Annotated in this window: 16 protein-coding genes, 1 tRNA gene, 2 pseudogenes and 1 riboswitch (1 of these 20 cut by a window edge); of the genes and pseudogenes, 7 read left to right on the forward strand and 12 right to left on the reverse strand. The window is 56.5% G+C overall.

Translation table 11 applies throughout. The features are described from left to right. Window positions 1-437: 437 nt before the first annotated feature. The 5 genes from J7I12_RS00560 to J7I12_RS00580 form a co-directional block, all read right to left on the reverse strand. Window positions 438-2465 (reverse strand): methyl-accepting chemotaxis protein, encoded by a 2028-nt coding sequence (locus tag J7I12_RS00560; protein WP_498793834.1) that lies wholly within the window; start codon window positions 2463-2465, stop codon window positions 438-440. Window positions 2466-3140: 675 nt separating this feature from the next. After that, window positions 3141-3953, reverse strand: coding sequence for an RNA methyltransferase (locus J7I12_RS00565; RefSeq protein ID WP_118229568.1), 813 nt, complete (start codon window positions 3951-3953; stop codon window positions 3141-3143). Window positions 3954-3961: 8 nt separating this feature from the next. Continuing rightward, window positions 3962-4561 (reverse strand): DUF456 domain-containing protein, encoded by a 600-nt coding sequence (locus J7I12_RS00570; protein WP_118229569.1) that lies wholly within the window; start codon window positions 4559-4561, stop codon window positions 3962-3964. Between the two features lie 39 nt (window positions 4562-4600). Beyond that, the gene (locus tag J7I12_RS00575) at window positions 4601-5899 is read right to left on the reverse strand and encodes a phenylacetate--CoA ligase family protein (RefSeq protein ID WP_288907806.1); all 1299 of its coding nucleotides are present in this window, start codon (window positions 5897-5899) and stop codon (window positions 4601-4603) included. 24 nt (window positions 5900-5923) lie between these two features. Next, window positions 5924-6979 (reverse strand): DUF1786 domain-containing protein, encoded by a 1056-nt coding sequence (locus J7I12_RS00580; protein WP_118229571.1) that lies wholly within the window; start codon window positions 6977-6979, stop codon window positions 5924-5926. A gap of 113 nt (window positions 6980-7092) precedes the next feature. Between J7I12_RS00580 and J7I12_RS00585 the strand changes: the two genes are divergently transcribed. Further along, window positions 7093-7177: transfer RNA gene (locus tag J7I12_RS00585), tRNA-Leu, on the forward strand. A gap of 175 nt (window positions 7178-7352) precedes the next feature. Here the strand turns inward: J7I12_RS00585 and J7I12_RS00590 are convergent. Beyond that, a complete protein-coding gene (locus tag J7I12_RS00590) occupies window positions 7353-7973 on the reverse strand; it encodes a transposase (protein WP_498793837.1) in 621 nt (206 codons plus the stop codon). Between the two features lie 115 nt (window positions 7974-8088). On the opposite strand from J7I12_RS00590, the gene J7I12_RS00595 reads away from it, so the two are divergent. Next, window positions 8089-9221 (forward strand): IS3 family transposase gene (locus tag J7I12_RS00595; protein ID WP_498793839.1). Its coding sequence is split into 2 segments (ribosomal slippage): window positions 8089-8341 and window positions 8341-9221, totalling 1134 coding nucleotides; the frame shifts between segments, so codons are not numbered across the junction. Here the strand turns inward: J7I12_RS00595 and J7I12_RS00600 are convergent. The 3 genes from J7I12_RS00600 to J7I12_RS00610 all read right to left on the reverse strand — a co-directional run bounded on the left by J7I12_RS00600 (window position 9195) and on the right by J7I12_RS00610 (window position 12299). Beyond that, a complete protein-coding gene (locus J7I12_RS00600) occupies window positions 9195-9677 on the reverse strand; it encodes a hypothetical protein (protein ID WP_498793841.1) in 483 nt (160 codons plus the stop codon). The two genes, J7I12_RS00595 and J7I12_RS00600, sit on opposite strands and share 27 nt — an antisense overlap. 98 nt (window positions 9678-9775) lie before the next feature. Then, on the reverse strand, window positions 9776-11221 hold the full coding sequence (locus tag J7I12_RS00605) for a hypothetical protein (protein WP_487126189.1): 1446 nt from the start codon (window positions 11219-11221) through the stop codon (window positions 9776-9778). Continuing rightward, complete coding sequence (locus tag J7I12_RS00610) at window positions 11181-12299, reverse strand: hypothetical protein (protein WP_498793843.1); 1119 nt, start codon at window positions 12297-12299, stop codon at window positions 11181-11183. Before J7I12_RS00610 ends, J7I12_RS00605 begins: the two co-directional genes overlap by 41 nt. Window positions 12300-12422: 123 nt before the next feature. Here J7I12_RS00610 and J7I12_RS00615 point away from each other — a divergent pair, with 123 nt between their 5' ends. Next, the gene (locus tag J7I12_RS00615; protein ID WP_096152604.1) at window positions 12423-13658 is read left to right on the forward strand and encodes an ISL3 family transposase; all 1236 of its coding nucleotides are present in this window, start codon (window positions 12423-12425) and stop codon (window positions 13656-13658) included. 6 nt (window positions 13659-13664) lie between these two features. Here J7I12_RS00615 and zorA read toward each other — a convergent pair whose 3' ends face one another. Then, on the reverse strand, window positions 13665-14702 hold the full coding sequence (gene zorA / locus J7I12_RS00620; RefSeq protein WP_498793845.1) for an anti-phage ZorAB system protein ZorA: 1038 nt from the start codon (window positions 14700-14702) through the stop codon (window positions 13665-13667). 418 nt (window positions 14703-15120) lie between these two features. Then, window positions 15121-16252 (reverse strand): annotated as a pseudogene (locus J7I12_RS00625) (IS3 family transposase). Window positions 16253-16314: 62 nt separating this feature from the next. Here J7I12_RS00625 and J7I12_RS00630 point away from each other — a divergent pair. The 4 genes and pseudogenes from J7I12_RS00630 to J7I12_RS00645 all read left to right on the forward strand — a co-directional run. Continuing rightward, window positions 16315-16542 (forward strand): annotated as a pseudogene (locus J7I12_RS00630) (integrase core domain-containing protein); the annotation flags it as partial. Window positions 16543-16703: 161 nt separating this feature from the next. Further along, a riboswitch (FMN riboswitch) is annotated at window positions 16704-16854 on the forward strand. Between the two features lie 111 nt (window positions 16855-16965). Then, on the forward strand, window positions 16966-17634 hold the full coding sequence (ribB, locus tag J7I12_RS00635) for a 3,4-dihydroxy-2-butanone-4-phosphate synthase (protein ID WP_303193048.1): 669 nt from the start codon (window positions 16966-16968) through the stop codon (window positions 17632-17634). Between the two features lie 765 nt (window positions 17635-18399). Further along, entirely contained in the window at window positions 18400-18795 is a 396-nt protein-coding gene (locus J7I12_RS00640; protein WP_118230824.1) for a squalene cyclase, read from the forward strand. A gap of 126 nt (window positions 18796-18921) precedes the next feature. Further along, complete coding sequence (locus J7I12_RS00645) at window positions 18922-20553, forward strand: outer membrane homotrimeric porin (protein ID WP_118230825.1); 1632 nt, start codon at window positions 18922-18924, stop codon at window positions 20551-20553. A 716-nt stretch (window positions 20554-21269) separates the two neighbouring features. On the opposite strand, the gene J7I12_RS00650 is transcribed toward J7I12_RS00645, so the two are convergent. Next, window positions 21270-22922 carry the 3' portion of a heavy metal translocating P-type ATPase gene (locus tag J7I12_RS00650; RefSeq protein WP_302549133.1) on the reverse strand. Its footprint extends 456 nt past the window's final position, so only the last 1653 of its 2109 coding nucleotides appear in the window; its start codon lies off the right edge, out of view; the stop codon is at window positions 21270-21272.

Genomic DNA, 22922 nt, shown 5'->3' on the forward strand with positions numbered 1-22922 from the left:
CAGTCTTGCAATGACGGATGGACTCACGCGGTGAAAGCATTCGCAGAGCCTTATCTGGGACCTTTTCATTATTATATTCAATCTAGCCATGCCGCAACGCCATCACGGTTTCCGCAGCTGGCCGACAATTCAAGAAACGTATTTTGATTGAATATTTTGACAAAGGCTTCGGCATGCCGTTGCTTTGGGGGCTGTGCGTCGCGGAGTAAATTTATTGGCGCGGTAATTACTAGTTTTTCTGTGCAGCTATAAGTATAGCCTCTGACAGTCGCACTAACTTTGTGGTAGGAGTTATGTCCCCGGTACTCATGTTGGGGCGTCCATTCTTATAACTCCAGAACCATAGGGTGGCAACGGCTCTATTCTTTCAACACTCTCAAAAAGATATTGATTGAGCCTGTGATAGCGCACGTGTGGCTGTAGCTGTGCCCCTGCCCCTACCCCCGCTTCAGTTCTTCCACCAGCTTGGCCATGTCCTGCGCCTGGGTGCGCAGCAAGGCCATTTCGCGGGCGGCCACTTCCATGGAATCCGCCGTGGACTTGGCAATAAAGTTCACGTCCTCCAGGGACTTGTTGATGGCCGCACTGGCGGCGGACTGCTCCTCGCTGGCCGAGGCGATGGCCCGCACTTCGTCGGCGGTCTGATCCACCATGCCCACGATTTTGGTCAGCGCTTCACCAGACTTATCGGCAAAGCCCGTGGCCGCGTCAATGGTTTTCACGGTGGCGTCCACCAAGGACACGCTGGTTTCCGCGCTCTGCTGGATGGCCGTAACCGCCTGGGCCACGTCCGCAGTGGAGGCCATGGTCTTTTCCGCCAGTTTGCGCACTTCGTCAGCCACCACGGCAAAGCCGCGTCCGGCGTCGCCGGCCCTGGCCGCTTCAATGGCCGCATTGAGGGCCAGCAGATTGGTCTGGTCCGCTATATCCGCAATGACATTCATAATTCTGGTGATGGCCTGGGTGTGCTCGGCCAGTTGGGCCATGCCTTCACGCAGCTTCAGGGACTGGCGCTGCACTTCCTCAATGCCGGCAACAGCCTGGGCCACCACCTGGGCCCCAGCCTCGGCTTCCTGCCGGGCCGTGTTGGAAATATCCGCCGCGCCCCCGGCGTTTTGGGCCACGTCCAGCACGCTGGTGTTCATTTGCCCCATGCCCGTGGCGGTTTCCGCCAGGCGCTTGAGGGCCTGGCTCAAGGCCGTGTGCGTGTTGTCCACCTGGTCGGCAATATCTTCGGCGGCGGCATTGAGTTTGTTCACCACGCCGCCCATGCGTTCAGCCGCGCTGACAATGCCTTCGCGCCGGGCTTTTTCGGCCTCTTTTTGCGCCTTGTGGGCTTCTTCCACAGCTTGCCGGGCCTCTTCGCTCATGCTGCGGGCTTCTTGGGTTTTGGCGTGCGCCTCCTTCACCAGTTTGCGCAGGTTGGTTTCCATCTGGCGCAGGGCGTCGGCCAGTTGCCCCATATCGTCGTTGCTGCGCACGCCCAGCCGGGCCGAGGCGTCACCGCCGGCCACGGCCAGGGCATAGCGCGTGATTTTGGTCACGGGCGCGCTGATGCGCAGCCCCACAAGCACAGCCAGAACCAGCAGCACGGTCAGCAGCCCCAGCGCGGTAAGCACGGCGGCGCGGATGCCGGCGTGCTCCAGTTTTGCCAGATCTTCAATGGGGTTGCCCACAAACCACATGCCCAGAATTTTGCCGTCCGCGGTCCGCACGGGCCAATAGGCCGATTGATAGCGCACGCCTGAAATAACGTTGCGCACCACGCTCACTTCGCCGCGCTCCAGCACGGCTTGCACCACGGCCGGAGCGTCCAGTTTGGTGCCGATAATCCTTTTATTGTCGCGCAGGATGGTGGTCATGACCCGCGTGTCGCCCTTGAAGATGGTCACGTCCACCCCGGCAAGGCGCTTGAGGTCATCCAGAAAAGCCGGAGTGGTGAGCTGCACGCCCACAGAAACCGTGCCCACCACGACCCCCTCGCGTCGTATGGGGCAGGAGGCGCGGAGCATGAAGGGGTTGATGGGGCCGGTAACCACAGCTGCTGCCGCTTCGCCGCGCATGGCCTTGGCCACGGTGCCCTGCTTGGCGATATTGTCGCCGAATTTGGCGGCGTGCCCGCGGGCAATGACTGTGCCTTGGGCATCGGTCACGGACATGAAGTCCGAGCCCGCGGCGCGCATGAGCTCCTGCGCCAGGGCATACACGGCCGCGTGGTCCTTGGCGGCCACGGCGGCGGCAAAATCCGGATTGCGCGCAATAAGGTCGCCGCTGTGCAGGAAGCGCCCCGACGTAGCGGTGATGGCGGCGTCCACCACCTGCTGGCTGCGGGCCATGCCGTCCACCAGTTCGGCGTCAAAAGGTTTTTTCATATGATAAATGGCAACGACCAACACTACGGCGCAGCAGACGATCAAGGCAATAAACAATGAACCTACATACTTGTGCGTAAGCGTAAGGCGCATGACAAGTTCTCCTCCACGTCATGGTGTCGTATGCCACATAAGGGCCGTCAGGCTGCGCGGACGGCATCGCCAGCGTCGGGTATAACCCGGCGTTGCGCATGGTTCCCTGTCCAGAGGCGCATAGCCTCAGGCCTGACGCAACCGGCGGTGCGGGAATAGCCGCGCATACGTGCTTGCCTGACCGCCCCCCTGCCAAGGAGCCGTCAGACGCTTTTAGTAGCCTTTTAACCTATATCGACCAGAGATATAAAAAGTTAAGGGGACGTATAGCGAACGTTATAACTGCTGTCAAAAGCCAAAAGCGGATTTGGCGTCAGTTCGCAATAAAAGATTTATTTCACATTTGTGGCCATGGCCTTGCAATTTTGCAATGTCCTGGCGATTGCGTAAGCAAGACGCTCGCCGTGGAGGCGCAAGCGCAGCTGTAGCCATTGCGAAGCAGGGGTTGCCCCGTTACGGCGAAAAGTTTACGGGCTAAGACAGCAGCGCTAGTTACGGATACAGACAGCAACGCTATGTAGTTGCACGGGTAAGCGCTGAAATGAGCGTGCCTAACCATTGAGAATACATATTCTCAACATGAATCTGTGTTATGGGCGCAAACGCAGAAACCGCTTGCAGACGGACAAAAAACTGGAGTGGAAGGAAGCATTGCCGTGCGCGGAAATGCCGGGATCAGCCCAGCTTGGCGCGGACCTGACGGCAGAGTCCCATGAGGGCGTCGTATTCGTGCCGCCGCAGCCCGGCCCGACTGAACAGCCGGCGCCAGGGCAGCAGGAAGTAGTCCGGATTGTCCCCGTGCAGATAGTCCAGGCGCAGAAGCATATCCTTGAGTGCAGCCATGAGGCGCTCCTGTTCGGCGGCTGTGGCCGCCCGGCCGCCGGGCACGGGGTCTGGAGGCCGGCTTTGCGGGGACGCGAGAGCGGCATCCGGCGCGGCAGCCGTGGCGTCTTCGCTTGCGGGAGAGGGGGCGGCGCCCCCCGCGTGGCGCAGGGCCCGCACGGCGTTGGCGCATTCGTAGGTCAGCAGCAGTACAGCCTGGGCCAGATTGAGGGAGCGGGCCGCCGGATCGGTGGGGATGGTGACCAGTTGCTGGCAGTGGGAGATTTCTGCATTGTTCAGGCCGCGGTCTTCGGGGCCGAAGACCAGGGCAACGCGCTCGCCGCGCGCCAGGGACGCCGCAACCAGTCTGCCGGCCTGCGGCGGCGAAAGCAGGGCCCTGCGCCAGCCGCCCACCCGGGCGGTAGTGCCCAGCACCAGTGCGCAGGGGGCCACCGCCTCTTGCACAGAGGGGTGAACGCTCAGGCTGTCCAGCAGGGGGATGCCTTTAGGTGTGGCCAGGGGGATGGCCTTCTCTTTGTCCCAGCGTTCGGGATCCACCAGGCGCAGGGAGGAACAACCCATGTTGACGCAGGCCCGCGCCGCCATGCCGATGTTCTCGGGAAAGCGGGTCTTGACCAGGACTACGTCCAGACCTTGCAGCAGCATCATGCGCCTCAGCACAAAAAGTGAAAGGCCGCCAGCACCTGGGTGGCGCCTTCAGCCGGTTCCAGCAGCAGGGCAGGGGGCTGGGGCCAGATGTGATTGGCCGCCAGAGCCAGCATGGCCCCGCCGGCCCCGCACTTGCAAACAGTGCCCAGAAAACGGCCCATCATGGCCCCGAAGGCCGCGTCCAGGGCCTCGCCCAAGGGGCGGCCGCGGACGAGTTCCATAAGAAAGCAGCCCGTCCAGGCCCCGGCCAGCGCGCCGATAAGCGCCCCCAGGCCGAAAAACAGGGGCGCCAGCAAAATAGCCCCGGCGATGGCCCCGATCATGCCCGCAAAGGTACCCGAAGAGCTGGAGCCGTAGCGCCGGGCCTTAACGATCTGCAGGCCCATTTCAAGAGCCTCTCCGGCCAGGGCAATGCCCACCATGAGCACCCAGAACCAGACGTCCATGGACTGGGCCGCAGGGTGGATCAGCTTCCACAGGGCTACCAGCCCCAGCAGCAGCCAGTTGGCCGGCAGGCCAAAGATGTTGAGCAGCAGCACAAAGCCGAGCAGCGTGACAAACGCGCCCGCCAGGACTGATGCCAAAGGAAAAGGCAAGAAATCCATAAACCACCTGTGGGGCCGGTTGCGCCACGGAAACGGGCGTTATTTTTGCTCGCGCAGATCCTTGAGGCGCACGGCCTTGCCCTCGCTGCGCGGCAGGCTGTTGCTTTCCACCAGCTCCACCTTGGGCGTCACCAGTATTTCGTCGCGCAGGCGCGCGGTAATGGCCTTTTGCAGGTTGTGGAGCACGCGCATATCCTCCACAAAATATTCGTCCCGGATCTCTACCTGCACCCGCATGACGTCGCCGATGCCGTCGTTTTCCAGAATAATAAGGTAGCTCTGCCCCACCTCCGGGAAGGTCATGATGACTTGCTCCACCTGCAAGGGGTAGATGTTCACCCCCTTGATGATGAACATGTCGTCCGCCCGGCCCAGAATACGGTCAATGCGGCGGTGCTTGCGGCCACAGGCGCAGAAGCCCGGCAAAAAGCGGGTCAGGTCGCGGGTACGGTAGCGCAGAATGGGCATGCCCTGACGGCACAGACAGGTCATGACCAGCTCGCCCACCTCGCCATCGGGCAGGGCTGCGCCCGTCTCCGGGTCCACAATTTCGGGGATGTAGGCGTCCTCCCAGATGTGCAGGCCATTTTGTTCCAGGCACTCGAAGCCCACGCCCGGGCCGTTCATTTCTGACAGGCCATAAGAGTTGTAAACTTTCATATCGAAAAGATTTTCGATGCGGCGGCGGTATTCCTCGGTATAGGGCTCTGCGCCCACCATGGCGATGCGCAGGGGGAATTGGCGCGGGTCTTTCCCCATTTCACGCAGATGTTCACCCAGGATCAGGGCGTAGGAGGGCAGGATGTGGGCCACCGTGGTGTTAAAATCCTTGGCCAGCTTAATCTGACGGCGGGAGTTGCCCGCCCCGGCCGGGATGGTCATGCAGCCCAGGCGCTCGGCCCCGAAGTGGATGCCCAGTCCGCCCGTGAACAGGCCGTAGCCGGACATATTCTGGAATACGTCGTCCCGACGCACGCCCACCATGTACATACAGCGGGCCATGAGGTCCGCCCAGGCGTTGATGTCGTTCTGCGTGTGGCAGATGGCCACGGGTGAACCTGTGGTGCCGCTGGAGCAGTGCATGCGCACCACCTCGGATTGCGGCACGCAGAGCAGCCCCGTGGGGTACTGGGAGCGCAGGTCGTTCTTGGTGGTAAAGGGTATGCGCCGCAGATCGTCCAGGGTGCGCAGCGATTCGGGGCCCACGCCAGCTTCGTCCAGCCGCTGGCGGTAAAAAGCACACTTGCGGGTCTGCGCTACCGTGTTGCGCAGGCGCAACAGCTGGGTTTCTTCAATGTGTTCGCGGCTCCACAGTTCCGCTTCATCAAAAACGTCCATACTTTCCCCCTGAAGTGGCGCGTTTTACTTCGCCTGCCGGTGCGCCCAGCCCCAAAGCAGTCCGAAACAGCCCGCCAGCATCATGTCGCCGTGCGGAGCCAGAAATGTGCCGCAGCCCTCCAGCAGGGCGCGTTTGGGGCCTGTAATAAAGGTGGGCGCGTAGCCGCCGGCCTCTTCACAAGCGGGCCCGAAGGCCGTGCCGTGCCCGCCGCTGGCCTGCACCGCTTCGGCAGGCAGCCAGTGCTTGCGAAACTGCTCCAGGTCTTCCAGAAGCTGCTCCCGCGTGCGCATGCCCGTATGGTGCTCGTAGATGCCGCGTACCTTGCCCTGATAGAGCAGGGCCGCCACGGTGTGGCCGTTGCCCACGTTGACAATGGTCAGACCCTGGCGGAAACTGCGTTCCAGCACGGCCGGGTCGCACAAGGCCCCCAGCAAGGCGCTGGTGCCCGTGTCGGCCACGGGGCCGCCGGTCTTCTCGTGCAGGGCCTGCATGCGGGTCAGCGAAGGCGGCGGCGCAGCATGGATCCAGCTGGTCGGGTCTGCGGAGGCGGTCAGAAGGTCGCTCCAGCCGCGCATGCGGCCCTGCCGGTTGTTGTAGACGTGAAAACCGTGATCCTGTGCGGCGGCCAGCACCAGATGCGGTTGCGGCAAGCTCGCTAAGCGCAGTATGCCGGCCCAGAAGTCCGGAGCGTAGTCGGTCAGGAATACGGGAACGCAGTTTTCCGGGCAGTTGGCGCTGATGGTCACGCCCAAGGCGCGCACCACATCTTCGCTGTCGTGGATGCCGCGGGTGGCCGGAGCCGTGGAAAAGACCGCCAGGCCGGCGGCCAGGTGCTCCTTGATGGCCTGGGTGAATCCCCCGCCCATGTTGCCGCCGTAAAGCCAGATGTTGCGCCGCAGAAGCGTGAGCTCGCGGATGCGCTGGGCCGTCAGACGGGCCGGCGCAGGCAGCACAAAACGCGGCCAGTTCTCGCCTTCCAGGCCGGGCCGGGCCAGCAGGGCATCTTGTGTGCCGCTGCCGATGTCCACGCAGAGCACCGGGCCCGCGTTACGCAGAAATTTTTGTACGGTTTCGTCCATGCCTCACTCCATCGGGCTTGAAAGAGTAGCCGCAACGGCTTTGGAGCGCAAGCCCGCCAAGATGGAAAAAACACTTGCCATTACCAGCACTATGCGATAGAAGCCTTGTCTGCGCCGAGGTGGTGGAACTGGTAGACACGCTATCTTGAGGGGGTAGTGAGAATTCTCGTGCGGGTTCGAGTCCCGCCCTCGGCACCATAAAGACTTCCAAAGAAGTTCAAAAAGTCCGCAAGGCCAATAGCCAGGCGGACTTTCTGCTTTTTTAGCGGGTCTACACCAAAGACGGGGGCAAGCGGCTCTACACCAAAGACGGGGGCAAGCCCCTTCAACGGGCAGTTTTTCCGACAGGTTTCTGAACAATTCCCCATCCATTTCAGCAGCACAATACGCGCACCCGCAGGCGGTAATTTTCGAAGTTGCGGAAGCCATACGCTCGCCGTTGAATCAACTTCATTTTTCGATGGAAACCTTCTGTAATGCCGTTATTCCGAGTAAAACGGAACATTCTGGCCACTTCTTCCCGCCAATTATGTAACGTCTTGCCCAGGGTGCGCAACGGCGCGAAGGGTGTTTTTCGAAGTTGATCAATTTTATTCAATAATTCAGCCACATATCTGCGGCAGGAATCGACGTTTTGCGCCCGGACACGCAATAAATCCGCGGTTTCATGCAAAAACTCGTACAGCGATTCAATGTCTGGTCTGGCGGCAAAGTATGTTCGTAGTCGCTCTTTTTGGGCGTCTGTTAATCGATCTCTGCGGGTCAGTAAAATACGCATCATGCCGCCGCGCCCATGAGCAAGATGTTTTTCATCAATTTCTTTGCATAGCTCTGAAAAGTGCTGATTCACCAGCCTGATAACATGAAACCTGTCCGCAACAATGCGCGCATTGGGAAACCATTCCCGCACTAGTCGGCGATACGCAGAATTCATATCAATACAGACCATTTTTACCTTATGACGGCCTTGCAGCGACTGCAAAAAATCGCGCATATCGGCGGCGCTGCGCCCCTTAACCACATCAAAGACCCTACGCCGGGCCAAATTGACCCTCCCCCCGAAAAGTATGCCATTGAAAAGTTCGTGTTCCTGACATAGGAGCACAAGGATGAAACGCAGCAGATTTACCGAAGAGCAGATTATTGGGATATTGCGGCAAGCCGAGGCAGGAGTGCGCGTTGTCGATTTGTGCCGACAGAACGGCATCTCGGACGCGACATTTTATAAATGGCGCAGCAAATTCGGTGGGATGCAAGTCTCTGATGCCAAACGACTACGGCAATTGGAGGATGAAAACGCTCGGTTGAAGAGGATTGTCGGCGAACAGGCTCTTGATATTGTCGTCCTGAAGGATGTGCTCTCAAAAAACTTCTGAAGCCCGCAGCTTGCAGAGAAGCCGTGCAGTACGTTCTGAGGGAGCACGGCTATTCCGAGCGGCGGGCTTGCCGAGTCGTCCAGTTCAACCGCGGCTCCGCTAGGCGGCCGCCATCCAAGGACCGCGATCTGCTTTTGCGCACTCGCTTGCGGGAACTGGCGGAAGAGCGACGGCGTTTCGGTTCTCCCCGGTTGCATGCACTGTTGCGCCGCGAAGGCTTGGTGCAGAACCATAAACGGACAGAAAGAATTTACCGGGAGGAGGGGCTTTCTCTGCGTACACGGAAACGGACGAAGCGCCCGAGCCATACCCGGGTCGAGCAAGTGGGCCCTACAGGCCCGGATGAACAGTGGGCGATGGATTTTGTAAGCGATGCCCTTATGAATGGACGCCGCATCCGGATTTTGACGATTGCGGATCTGTGGGATCGCTCAAGCCCGGCACTTGAGGTAGATATGTCACTGCCTGGCTTGCGTGTTGTGCGAGTGTTGGAAAGATTACGCCTTCAAGGGAGAAAGCCACAGCGGATAAAAGTTGATAATGGCCCGAAATTTAGTGGTAAGGCACTGGATGCCTGGGCATTTGAGCATGGCGTGGAGATAGAGTTTACTCGTCCGGGGAAACCCACGGATAACAGGCATATTGAAAGCTTCAACGGGAAATTCCGTGATGAATGCTTGAATCAGTATGTGTTTTCATCCGTACATGATGCCCGTCAAACAGTTGAAGCCTGGAGACAGGACTATAACCAGCGGCGCCCGCACAGCTCCTTGGGCTGGCTGACGCCAGAAGAATTTTGCCGACAGAACAGAACCCATAACCCAACAGGAACCACTAACTTACAAGTGGTATACGCAATGGGGTAAGGTCACTTGCAATACGCCTGAGAATTGCCCATTAATGGAAGAAAGGCTTAAGCTTCGCAAAAGCGAGGTGTTAAAAACTAGCTCATTACTGATACCATCTATTAAGCTTGGAATGAAGACTATATCTTTTAGTCCGGTCAGCAACGCCTCCCGAAAATCAACAGGTAGCTCGTATATTGCTTTATAATAACTAACGTCTTGACCTACGGAGAAATATCCGTTGGGCAACTCTTGAAAGTTGGAAGGCAAAGTTGAGTAAGTTTTTTCAGCAGTGGTTTGCCCACGAAATCCTATTTTTACTTGGCCTATATCGTGCTTTTCTCCCGCTTCATCGTACACGTTTATGTAGAACATCGTTACAAAATGATAATCATTCCATCGGTCAATACGAAGATGAACGGCATTTCTTGCACCTGTTGGTTCTCTGTCGTTCCTATCAAGAATAGTAAAATTCAAATTAAACCTCGTTTACGGATTTTATATGCAGGGCATTTCAACATATAAGTTATGGCCCCTTGGTGTAAGAACTATATATTCCACTGATATATTACGTGTTATCGCGAAAAAGAACTTGGTTTCGGGATCCCTCCTTGAATAAGGCAAGTAATCACATAAATTGGGGCTGTTGCTGTCTGAACTTTGACAATAAAAAGGCCGTCTTCTATCGGAAATGGAGGATTTTTTTTGTGGCTACAGTCTAGAATACATAAAAATGCTAAACGACGATTAGTTCCCACTCCATATGTGGCAGCTTGCTCAGTATATTGCTTGCAGTCCTCAGGTAAAAGACAGTTCGAGCGTTCAGACTTTAGCTCAATACGAATCCCTCTGAATGATAGATCCGTTCGGCCACCAGCCGCATGAGCCTGTTCTTCGAGTTCAACAGCTATTGTGGGAGATTGGCGAAGAAATTGCCTAATATCGCGTTGGAACTCTTCCTCCAAAATAGGCTCCGGATAACGGGAATCCTGAACTGCTTGTCCCATTAAATTCCCGATTGACGCAAGTAAAGTTAAGGCATCAGCAATATCATTACTAGGAAGATCTGGTTCTTGGCGCATTTGCTCTCTAATGCTCAAAATTTTTAAATCCACAGCAGGATAACCGGTAATAGGATTTTGACGGGTATCACTACCGTCTAGCCGTAACGTACGTTGCCCTGCTACTGCGACAGGCTGTTCGCTTTGTGGCGGATAGCATTCAGCTGTGTACATAAACTCATATGGACGCGCATGAAAACTCTGTGGTGCATGGAGAACCATGCGTCCAAGACGTCTAAGCAAATACGGTGGATCTCCGCTCGGTTTTTCAAACTCAAATACTGGAAGCTCGAATGTGCTTGGTGGTTCAATCGATACAGGGCTAAGGCGGACAACAGTGGCATGTTCTGGCCACCTAGAAATACGAATAAGTATTTCAAGATCATTAGTTTGATGCGAAGGAAGCCAATGTACTCGTTCGGCAGGTCGTCCGTTGATAGAAAATTCTAAGAAAGCTACAGCAATACCTTGCGGGAATTTTTGTTTGCTTTGGATGTTGTGCTTAGCCCATTCTGGAGGCTCGGGGATTGGATCTGCATAGATGGGCACGGGCATTGGTACTTTAGCTAGGGCTCGCCGAATAGTGATAACTTCCGCTAATTGTAGCTCGCTGTTTACGGGCTGAAGTATCGAAAGGACCGTTTGTTCAAATACTGTATTACCAGCAATTTCGGAGACGATCTGTAATCTAGCACGAGCAGCTCGCAATAAGCGGTCTGAATCAGTTTCGCCTGCAAGAATTGCTCGCCTCCAATCTTCAAGGAAGCTAATGCAACTAATAGCCTCAGCGAAAATGTTCCACAATTTCGCGGCAGGCGCGCGACCTAACAGACTTGAGGCCTCTCGCACTCGTTCTGCACATTCCCCTATGGCGTCTATGTCAATTGCACCACTTGAGCAGCGCAGGAGCTCTATTGCTTTAAGGCGCAAAGGGAAAATTTTTTCGAAAATTTCTTTCATTTGACTCTGCTATTTGCCTTGTTCGCTCGGTAAAATTCTTTTCCCATTGTATGGAGAAATCTACGACAAGAGATTCATTGTCAGACTTAACTGCCGCTTCAAACTCAACTGCTATCTCGATAGAGCGCCCTTTGGTACGTAGTTTTCGTTTAAGTTCAGTATCTGGTATTTGAGTAACACAAGCACCTGCTAATTTCAAAGCTCCCTCTGTAGCTCCTGCAAAACTCAGGCGCTCAACAATCTCGTATGCGACCCAAGGGGCAACTTTGAGTGTTGAGATGCCAAACTCAACAAAACGTTCTTGCCTGTCTACAACAGAAGAATCTGATAGTTTTTGGAGGAGATTCCAACTCTCATTGTCATGGTTATTGAGAGTTATAATATATGGCAGCATGTGAAGCACTAAATCTGCTAAATCATCACAACTATCAAGCCAATGTGATAAAAAGTTAAGTCCATTATGAAGATAAATAGGGTCAATTTTTAAAATATTTTTTATTATTATTTTTTTCATTATGTCTAAATCACATTCAAGTGTATCAAGAAAACTCGCCAGGACGTCAGCACAATCAACAATAAATTGTTCATCACTACATTTTTCGCTGTAGTATAAGAAAATATCAAATAATACTTTGGCTGCACGTGGGCGATATTCTTGAGGCAGGTTAAATCGCCGCAACGCGCGTACTGCAGATTTATGAACTATAACATATTGATCAAAAAGTAATATTGAAAAAGCCTCATATACTAATGGTGGAATATTCTTGTGCCCTTGTGAACTAATTTCTCCCAATGCAGTCGCTGCAGAAGCTCGGACAAGAGTTGAAGCCCCCACCAAACCGGAATATAAATGAGGTAGCATTGCGTTTACGCCAGCTACGGATACGGCTAAGTGTTCAATTGCCCTCAGCGCAATTCCTCTGAGTTCTTCTCTGTCTTCAGGAAGGGAGCCGATCATCGCACAGACCTTTTTTATCAAGGCATCGTCTTCCCCCGCAGCTATTGCGGCCCATTCAACATAGTTAGACATGAGACTTTTTATAGCATTACGACGATTATTGCGTTCTATTTTAGCCAAAAAATCCTCATCAAGTTCATGAGGCTCCTCATTGATTACCCGCAACCGGTCATCTAGAAGAATAGGCTCTTCCGGGTTTTCCGTGGGTAGCTGATCTGCTAATGTCCTTCCCGGAGGGCACCAATGAAGGATACGGACCTATATTTTCGGATTCTCGGGCTGACCGAGCCCTGGTTTGTTGAGGCTGTTGAACTGGACACGGCGGAAGGTCGGGTAGACATCCGCGTGGAGCATGGTCCTGGTGTTCGCTGGTTTTGCCCTACTTGTGGTCGAGAGCTGGCTTGCCGCGACCATGCCGAGCCTCGTGTCTGGCGCCATCTGGACACGTGCCAGTTCAAGACGTTCCTGCATGCTCGGATTCCCCGAGTGGACTGCCCCGAGCATGGCGTCCTTCAGGTCAACGTGCCTTGGGCCGAGTCCAAGGCACGTTTCACCATATTGATGGAGCGATTGATCATCGACGTGCTGACCGAGTGCGCCACCGTAACAGGAGCGCGGCGCATCCTGCGCATCACCTGGGACGAAGCATGGGGTGTCATGGAAAGGGCGGTGCGCCGGGGCCGGGAGCGCAAGCAATCGAATCCCTCGCGGTATCTTGGCGTTGACGAGAAGGCATTCCGCAAGGGGCACGACTATGTGACCGTGGTTTGTGATCTGATCGGCAGCACGGTGGAGTATGTGGCCGACGAGCGTAAGGCCGAAAGCCTTGAGGGGTACTACCTTCAGTTCACCAAGGCGCAGTTGGAGCGGATCAAGGCCGTGGCCATGGACATGTGGGAGCCCTATTTTAAAGCTACGCTCAAACATGTGCCGGACGCGGCGGGGAAAATCGTTCACGATCGGTTCCACGTCATGAAACACGTAGGCGAGGCTGTGGACCGGGTACGCAAGCAAGAGCACCGCGAACTCACAAGTCAGGATGACCATCGACTCAAGGGCACGAAATTCCTCTGGCTATACCGGGAGGAGAATCTGCCGGACAAACACCGGCCAGCCCTGGAGGCCTTGAAGACAGCGAACCTCAAGGTGGCCAAGGCCTGGGCCATGAAGGAAAGCCTGAACGACGTCTGGAAGTACCTGAGCACGGGATGGGCCAGACGTTTTGTGAAGCGATGGCTGGTCTGGGTGAACAGGTCAGATCTTGCCCCAATGCGCAAAGTGGGCGGACTGATTCAGAGACATCTTGAGAACATCCTGACCTTCTGCCGCCACAGGATCACCAACGGCGTGGCCGAGGGCCTCAACAGCAAGATCATGGCCATCAAGAGGAAGGCTTGCGGTTATAGGAACCGGGAGCATTTCAAGACAGCCATCTACTTCTTCTGTGGCGGTCTAAACCTCTACCCGGCCAGTTCCTGACAGGGGTTACCCACGGAAAACCCGGAAGAACCGAATTTTGTCTGCCAATTCTTTGGTCAGGTTAGAAATAACTTCTTGTGACTCTGTTGCCCTGTCAGAACGGAGTGAACAAAGCTCACTAACCATTTTTTCCATTAATGGCTGCATCTCTTTGGAAAACATTCCATTTATTGCTTCACTAATATTTTGTCCAACATGATCTACGAAAACCTGCATTAGATCGCGTTGCTCTTCCTGTAAGGCAAGCTGTTGCCTACTCATATCTTCGGAAGTAATCAGATGTACACGCTCATCAAGAGCGTTAACAAAGTCGCCAAGGTGTTTTTGCAACGCGCGTACGGTGCGTTTTTCGCAGAATGCAAAGATTAACGAACATGCAAGCCCCACGATGGATGTCATAAAAGCGAGGCCTGCGCCGGATAGAAGCTGATTGAGCGCCGTGCGTAATTTCTCCGTGTTATCTGCGTCAAATCCGCCGCTCAACCCCGCACTTGCTAGGTAAATACCACCGGCAAGGCCGAGAAATGTTCCCAAAATACCGAACCCAGTGAGGTAGTTAGGGGTAGCGGTATAGGTTGCTGCACTATAGTGGGGAAGAATTATGGTGTCTTCATTGAAGAAAAACGCTGCGGAATGTGAGTTCCGCACAGGGGTGGTATTGTCACTGCTATGAACCAGTGATTCCGTAAATTCAGACCAGTGATGCTTGAAAATAGTATTCTGACAAATTGCATCGTTGATACTAAAAAAATTATATTTAAAAACTATCTCGTTGCGCCGTTTTTCTTCATTAGGCAACCCAGTTTCATTTTGAGACTCAAGCACTGCAGAGGGCAACACATCGTCATTTTGCAGTTCAATCTTTACAGCTTGCGTCGCTTCCTTACAGGCCAGCACAATGCATCTTTTTTCTCGAGCTATGCAGAACAATAGAATGATAAAAAATATAAAAGTGCCGAGGCAATATATAAATGTAAAGTACTGACTTTGTGTAAGCTGAGCAGCATAGTTTGCAAGCTCTCTTAACAAATTATAAATTTCCACATCTCCCCCACGGTAGATATGTGTTATGAAACTTTGATAGCAATAGAGCAATAACTAAATGAATTCATTAGGTAGTCATTCTAAACAAACCAATTTCCCAATTACCACGTAGAGCCAGTCGTAGAGTGTCCAGAATTTTTTCGCAAAACCTCACCAGCGAAAAAACTTTAACTTTTTGCACTACGCGCTTCGCTGTTGCATCCAAGGCAGATCAAATTCCAGCACCATTAGGCTTTCACGTCAATTTCACCCTAAAACTACGACTGACAAAGTGAAAGAGTGACGCGATCATACTAGTTTTCCGCAGATACTCAAACGATTTATAAAGAACTACCTGTATCAACACCCTCAAGTTTCGTACAGCTTTCAGAATTCGATAGGTTCAGGGGATTACCAAAGGAATTCAGAAGAGCTGACCTTACCCCATTGCGTATACCACTTGTAAGTTAGTGGTTCCTGTTGGGTTATGGGTTCTGTTCTGTCGGCAAAATTCTTCTGGCGTCAGCCAGCCCAAGGAGCTGTGCGGGCGCCGCTGGTTATAGTCCTGTCTCCAGGCTTCAACTGTTTGACGGGCATCATGTACGGATGAAAACACATACTGATTCAAGCATTCATCACGGAATTTCCCGTTGAAGCTTTCAATATGCCCGTTATCCGTGGGTTTCCCCGGACGAGTAAACTCTATCTCCACGCCATGCTCAAATGCCCAGGCATCCAGTGCCTTACCACTAAATTCCGGGCCATTATCAACTTTTATCCGCTGTGGCTTTCTCCCTTGAAGGCGTAATCTTTCCAACACTCGCACAACACGCAAGCCAGGTAGTGACATATCTACCTCAAGTGCCGGGCTTGAGCGATCCCACAGATCCGCAATCGTCAAAATCCGGATGCGGCGTCCATGCATAAGGGCATCGCTTACAAAATCCATCGCCCACTGTTCATCCGGGCCTGTAGGCCCACTTGCTCGACCCGGGTATGGCTCGGGCGCTTCGTCCGTTTCCGTGTACGCAGAGAAAGCCCCTCCTCCCGGTAAATTCTTTCTGTCCGTTTATGGTTCTGCACCAAGCCTTCGCGGCGCAACAGTTCATGCAACCGGGGAGAACCGAAACGCCGTCGCTCTTCCGCCAGTTCCCGCAAGCGAGTGCGCAAAAGCAGATCGCGGTCCTTGGATGGCGGCCGCCTAGCGGAGCCGCGGTTGAACTGGACGACTCGGCAAGCCCGCCGCTCGGAATAGCCGTGCTCCCTCAGAACGTACTGCACGGCTTCTCTGCAAGCTGCGGGCTTCAGAAGTTTTTTGAGAGCACATCCTTCAGGACGACAATATCAAGAGCCTGTTCGCCGACAATCCTCTTCAACCGAGCGTTTTCATCCTCCAATTGCCGTAGTCGTTTGGCATCAGAGACTTGCATCCCACCGAATTTGCTGCGCCATTTATAAAATGTCGCGTCCGAGATGCCGTTCTGTCGGCACAAATCGACAACGCGCACTCCTGCCTCGGCTTGCCGCAATATCCCAATAATCTGCTCTTCGGTAAATCTGCTGCGTTTCATCCTTGTGCTCCTATATCAGGAACACGAACTTTTCAATGGCATACTTTTCGGGGGGAGGGTCAATCTCCATGGACGGCCGGGGCCGCTGGCTGGACAATGTCTTCATCGAACGCCTCTGGCGCTCGCTGAAATATGAGTGCGTGTACCTGAACGCTTTTGAGACCGGCTCGGAGGCCCGTGTGGGTATTGGAAGGTGGATTGACTTTTACAACCGTTTCCGGCCGCACAGCAGCCTGGGTGGAGTCCCCCCGGAACGTTTTCATGAACAAGGACTTTTAAAGGCAGCCTGATAAGGGTAAAACTAGCTAACAAAGCGCTATTTGCTGTCCGAACAATGGGGACCACCTCTCTTACAGTTTCCTGGCTGATCGGGCAGGTACCTTCCATTTTTCGCTGCGCGAAAATGTCGTCCGGCATCCTTGTCAGGACGAGGGGAGAGGGGTAGGGTAGGCGTGTTTCTCAGGGCGGGGTGCAAGTCCCCACCGGCGGTGATGCGGCGGACGCCAGTCCGGCCGTCAGCCCGCGAGCGCCCGTGACCGGGGTCAGCAGATTCGGTGCGAATCCGAAGCCGACGGTAACAGTCCGGATGGAAGAGAACGGCTTTTTGCCGCCACGCACGGCCTGCGCGGATTTTTCCGGCGTTGTTGCGTTGCGGCCCGTCCACGCCCTGGTGCACCCTCTCCCGGCACGAACGCCGGCTTCGGAGAATGGTTATGCATCAGTCCCCGTTAACTTTGGATTCCTTTGGCAATGCCGCCGAGCGGCTGCAACGAGCCCTTGCCTCCCTGCGCGACGGCGGCGGCGTGCTGGTTGTGGATGATGCGGACCGGGAAAACGAGGGCGACCTCATTTTTTCGGCCAGCCAGATCAGTGTGCCGCAGATGGCCATGCTTATCCGTCACTGCAGCGGCATTGTCTGCCTGCCACTTACGGCGGAACACGCCCGTCGGCTGGACCTGCCGCTCATGACCGCGCACAACACCAACACCCAGCAGACGGCTTTTACCATCAGTATTGAAGCGGCCACCGGGGTGACTACGGGCGTTTCCGCTGCGGACAGGGTGGCCACCGTGCGGGCCGCCGCAGGGCCACAGGCCCGTCCGGAGGATCTGCGGCGGCCGGGGCACGTCTTCCCCTTGCTGGCCCGTCCCGGTGGGGTACTGGAGCGGCGGGGGCATACCGAGGCCACCGTGGACCTCATGCGCCTGGCCGGGCTGGAGCCCTGCGGCGTGCTTTGTGAACTGACCAACGACGACGGCAGCATGGCACGCTTGCCGCAGGTGGCGGCTTTTGCCCGGGCCCACGGCATGCCCCTGTGCAGTGTGGAGGACATCGTGGCCTGGCGTTCTGCCGGACGCGACCATCGGGCTGTGGCTGTATAGGGCATTGCAACGTTGCAATGCTCTGGCTGTTGCGTCAGCAGCCGCCCGCCATAGAGAGGCGCAAGCGTAGCTTCAGCCGTTGCAGCGCAGGAGCTTGACCCGTTACGACGAAGGAAGTTACGGACAAAGGCCCAGCTCTCGTTACGAACAAAACAGCAGCGCTGGCTACAGCTGAAGACAGCACCACTCTGTAGTTGCGCGGGGAGGCGTCGGAACAAGCGTGCCGTAAACTTTGCGAACACGCATTCTCAAAGGTAATCTGCTTGGACGACCGGGGAGCGGGCGGCAATGTCGTCCGCTCCCCTTTTTCAAGGTTTCCCCGGCTCGTTCCTTTTTGCAGCTATTTTTTCGTGGCGTCCTTCCTGGATACGCTCTTCATTACATATTCAGAGGCTGCAGGTTTGTGTTCTGCGGTTCGCACGCGTGTGGCCGTGCAACGAGTCTCGGTGCGGCAGCGCAGCTTTGCCAAGGGGTATTTTAAAAATTTATATAATTGTAATTAACTATATTGAATAATTATATTTTATTCCACAACCCCGGTCATTGCAGGCAGAGTTTTTTTCAAAAATAACATTGCTCTGCCGTCGTTTGTCTCACAGGCGTCATAAAAATATGAGGAAACCGTTTGATACAAAAAATTGAACATTTTTTTTAAATTATTCCACATAGATAAATGTCGATTTTGAAAAGTAATTTCAATTCTGTTGACACAATCCGTGTGCTGTGCCACTATGCCTCATTCGCAAATTTTAGTGGAGGCACAGTATGGAAGAGCACGGCACGCCGGATTTTCAGGTCACCCACCGCTTCAGCCACGACAATCTGCACATCAGCCTTCAAGACCCCTTCGGCCCGCCCCAGGCGGACGCTGTCATCGCTCTTCTGTACGGCAACCAGCACGCCTGCAAACGTATTTTTATTGATGTGCGCCGGGTTTCCCGACCGCATCCCAGGGCTGTGGACGCCCTGAAGAATTCCCTGCTGTTGGGCGGCCTGAGCACGGAGCAGATCGTTTTTAAGGGTAAAACCGGCTTTGACCTGGCCGTCAACGGCAACCGGGTGCTCATTGAACAGAAACGCAGCCATGTCTGCAAGGGCAACTGCGCCCATTGCAAGTGCGGCCACCACAAGCACGATCACGCCCAGGCGCGGGAGCATTAGTCCCCCGCCGCTGGCGGCGAGTTCCTTTTTTGCAGCAAAAAAAATAAGAGATATTACGCAATCACCACGGCTGTTGGGGCGGATTATCCGTAGCGGCCGTAAAACCCATACCGGAGGAACAAGAGTATGCATCAGAAAGAAAGGAACGCACTGCAACGCTTCAAGAAAGCCTGCATGGTAGCCATGCTGGCCGCCGGCCTGTTGGTGGGCGCGGCCGGGGGGGCCAAGGCCATTGACTTCAAGGCCCAGGGCGAATGGCTGGTGGGCTTTGGCGTGGCCAATACTAGTCTGACCAAAAACACCAGGGGCCCCAACGACTCTCAAAAGACCAAGAGCAATACGGAAGACGACTTTGGCGCGTCCCAGCGGGTGCGCCTGCAGTTGGACGCCGTGGCCTCCGAAGCGCTTTCGGGCACGGTCTTTTTTGAACTGGGCGACCAGGCCTGGGGCAAGTCTGAAGATGGCGGCGCCCTGGGCGCGGACGGCAAAGTGGTGAAGGTGAAAAACGCCTACATTGACTGGCTGATCCCCAATACCGACGCGCGCGTGCGCATGGGCCTGCAGGCCACTGCCGTGCCCAACGCCGCCGGCGGTTCGGCTATTATGGACTGCGACTCCGCTGCTCTGGTGGTCAACTACAAGTTCAACGACAACGTGGGCCTTACTGCCATGTGGTCCCGCCCGGTCAACGACAACTTCGGCGAAGACTATTTTGATGAAAATGGAAAGAAGAGCACGGAAAAATCCAACTATCTTGACAATATCGATCTCTTCATGCTCTCCGTGCCACTGTCCTTTGACGGCGTGGAAGTGACCCCCTGGGCCATGTACGGCATGCGCGGCAAGAACTCCCTGCGCGGCCTCGAAGAAGTCAATGACAATGAACCCTGGGAAACCAGCGATGGCAACCTGGGCCTGACCCTGTCCGGTCTGACCCCCGGCTTCAACTACGCGGGCAGCACGCCGCTTACGGCTTCCACCACCGGCAAGCAGTACGGCTCGCTGTTCTGGGTGGGCCTGCCTGTGGCTATCACCATGTTTGATCCGCTGAACATTGAATTCGATATCAACTACGGCTATGCCGAAGCCATGGGGCGGTACGATATCGTCAAGCGGCTCAATGGCAACGACATCGTGCGCGGCAGCACCGAGCGTCAGGGCTGGCTGGCCAAGGCCTTGATCGAATACAAGATGGACTGGGCCACCCCCGGCATCTTCGGCTGGTACGCCAGCGGCGACGACGGCAACGTCAAGAACGGCTCCGAGCGCATGCCCTCCATTGCGGGCGCGGGCAACTTCACCTCCTTTGTGGGCGACGGCAACCTGGCCTGGGGCGCGGGCCCCGGCGACGTCTGCGACTGGAGCATGAGCTACGCCGGCACCTGGGGCATCGGCGGTCAGCTGGCCGACATGAGCTTTGTGGAAAACCTCAAGCACACCTTCCGCGTGGCCTACTGGGGCGGCACCAACGCGCCTTCCATGGTCAAGTACATGGACAGCGCCTCGGCCTGGAGCGGCAACGGCATCGGCGGCGACGGCCCCTACCTGACCACCAACGACGGCCTGCTGGAATTCAACCTGGTCAACCAGTGGCAGATCTACGAAAACCTGGAAGCCAACCTGGAACTGGGCTACGTGGTCAATATGGTGGACCAGGATACCTGGAAGAAGAACGGCTATAACAACGGCCAGGGCAACGGCAGCTTCTCCAAGGAAGACGCCTGGAAAGCCCAGTTGGTCTTCGCCTATACCTTCTAAGTCTGTGTAGCGCCCACACCGCGCGCGTTCCCTTCCCGCGCGCTTATACCGCCGCTTCTTCGGAAGCGGCGGTTTTTGTATGGAGGCCCCGCCTGGCGGGGCCTTTTGCAGGCAGCCCCCGCATATTTCTATAAGAATTTCAGCGCGTCTTCCAATCAGGCCCAGTTGCGGCAGCTGAACACCAGTGTCCGTTCTGTGGGCAAGGCCGTAAATGGGTAACGCCGCTTGGCGCCGCCATGTCCGCCAAGTTGGGAGAATCCCCAAGGTTGTGCAGCAATTATCGAGACTTGCCGGAAACCTGCTCAATACAGGGAGCGTCTGCATCCGTCTTCCCAATAAGGCTGCCTGCCCTTGAGCGGAGGCGTGCAACAAGTACGGCGCCCACTTCGGTGCGGTGCCGCGCAACTGCCCCGCGCACGTACTCCTTGCCAAAAGCGTCTGGGCGTGCAGCCCCAAAGGCGGTTACACGGTAACCTTGTCCCAACGCTCGTACTGCAAAAAAACAAAGCTCTCCCGGCCGTTTTCGAACCGGCCGGGAGGGCTTTGTTTTTATCGGCCGCGTCTTGTGCGTGCCGATTCAGATTGTCTGAGCATCTTTCCGGCCAACCAGTTCGGGATGTCCGGCCAGGGCCGCCAAGCCTTTGACCCCGCGAGCCCTTCCCCGGCTGCGGCTGTGTCGTCCTGGCGAGGGCAAGAGGCGCGGCGGGGTTTGCGCCTCAAGCGTCGATTCTTCCGGCGCGGGCGGCGTTAAGCACGGCCATAAGGGCCACGCCCACGTCGGCGAACACGGCTTCCCATAGGCCGGAAAGGCCCACAATGCCCAGGGCCATGAACAGCCCCTTGATGCCCAGAGCCATGACAATGTTCTGCCAGACAATGGTGCGGGTGCGGCGGGCAATGCGCAACAGCTCAGGCAAACGGGCGGGGTTGTCGTCCAGAATGACCACGTCGGCGGTTTCAATGGCCGCTTCCGCGCCCAGGCCGCCCATGGCCACACCTACGCCGGCCGTGGCCAGCACCGGGGCGTCGTTGATGCCGTCGCCCACAAACAGGGTATGTTTGACCGGCCCCAGCGCCTGCAGGGCGCTGGCCTTGGTTTCGGGCAGCAGACCGGCCTTGAGCACGTCCAGTTTGAGGCGGGCGGCCACGGGGCGGGCCTGTTCCTCCCGGTCGCCGGTGAGCATGGCAATGGTGCGTACGCCCAGGCGGCGCAGGCCTTCCACGGCTTCGGCGGCCTGGGGTTTGAGTCGGTCCGAAACCACCAGTGCACCCAGCAGGCGGCCATTGCGGGCCACCTGCACCACGCTGCCGGGCAGGTCCACGGGCTGGGGTGCAATATTGTGGCTTTGCAGCAGGGCTGCGTTGCCCGCCAGCAAGGTGTCGCCGTTGGCGGTGGTCACCTGCACGCCCTTGCCGGGCACTTCCGTCATGGCGGTTACGGCGGCCTCGTCGGGGGCGCTGTCCGCCTGCTGCGCCGCGCGCAGCACAGAGCGGGCAATGGGGTGGTTGGAGCGGCTTTCGGCCAGGGCGGCCACGCGCAGCAGTTCATTTTTGTCCACGCCAGCGGCGGGCAGCACGGCGTTGACCTCAAACACGCCTTCCGTCAGCGTGCCGGTCTTGTCCAGGGCGGCCACGCGCATGTCGCGCAGGTTGTCCAGCACCGCACCGCCCTTGATGAGAATGCCCCGCCGGGAGGCGGCCCCGATGCCGCCGAAATAGCCCAAAGGAATGGAAATGAGCAGGGCGCAGGGGCAGGAAATGACCAGCAGCACCAGGGCGCGGTAAAGCCACTGTGAGAATGTGCCCAGGCCCAGCAGGGGCGGCAGCACGGCCACCAACAGGGCAAGCCCCGTGACGGCCGGCGTGTACCAGCGGGCCATGCGGGTGATGAAGCGTTCTGTGGGGGCCTTGCGGGCCACGGCGTTTTCCACCATTTCCAGAATGCGGGCAATGGAGGATTCCGCAAAGGGCGCAGTCACTTCTACCCGCAGCGCGCTGTTGAGGTTGATGGTGCCCGCCAGCACCCGACCGCCCGGCGCCACCTGCTGCGGCACGGATTCGCCCGTGAGCGGAGAGGTGTCCACCTGGGAGCGGCCTTCCAGCACCTCGCCGTCCAGGGGGATTTTTTCACCAGGACGCACCAGAATGTGGCTGCCGGGCCCCAGCACGTCCGGGGCTACGTCGCGGGTGGTTCCGCCGTCCAGCAGTTCGTGGGCCACACTGGGACGCGCCGCCAGCAGCGCCCGTACCGAACGGCGGGACCGCCCGGCGGCGCGTTCCTGCACAAATTCGCCCACCCGGTAGAAGAGCATGACGCCCACGGCTTCGGGCAGTTGCCCCAAGGCTATGGCGGCCACGGTCGCCCCGCC

Origin of the sequence: Desulfovibrio diazotrophicus, assembly GCF_902498985.2 — a bacterium.
GTDB classification, from domain to species: domain Bacteria; phylum Desulfobacterota; class Desulfovibrionia; order Desulfovibrionales; family Desulfovibrionaceae; genus Desulfovibrio; species Desulfovibrio legallii.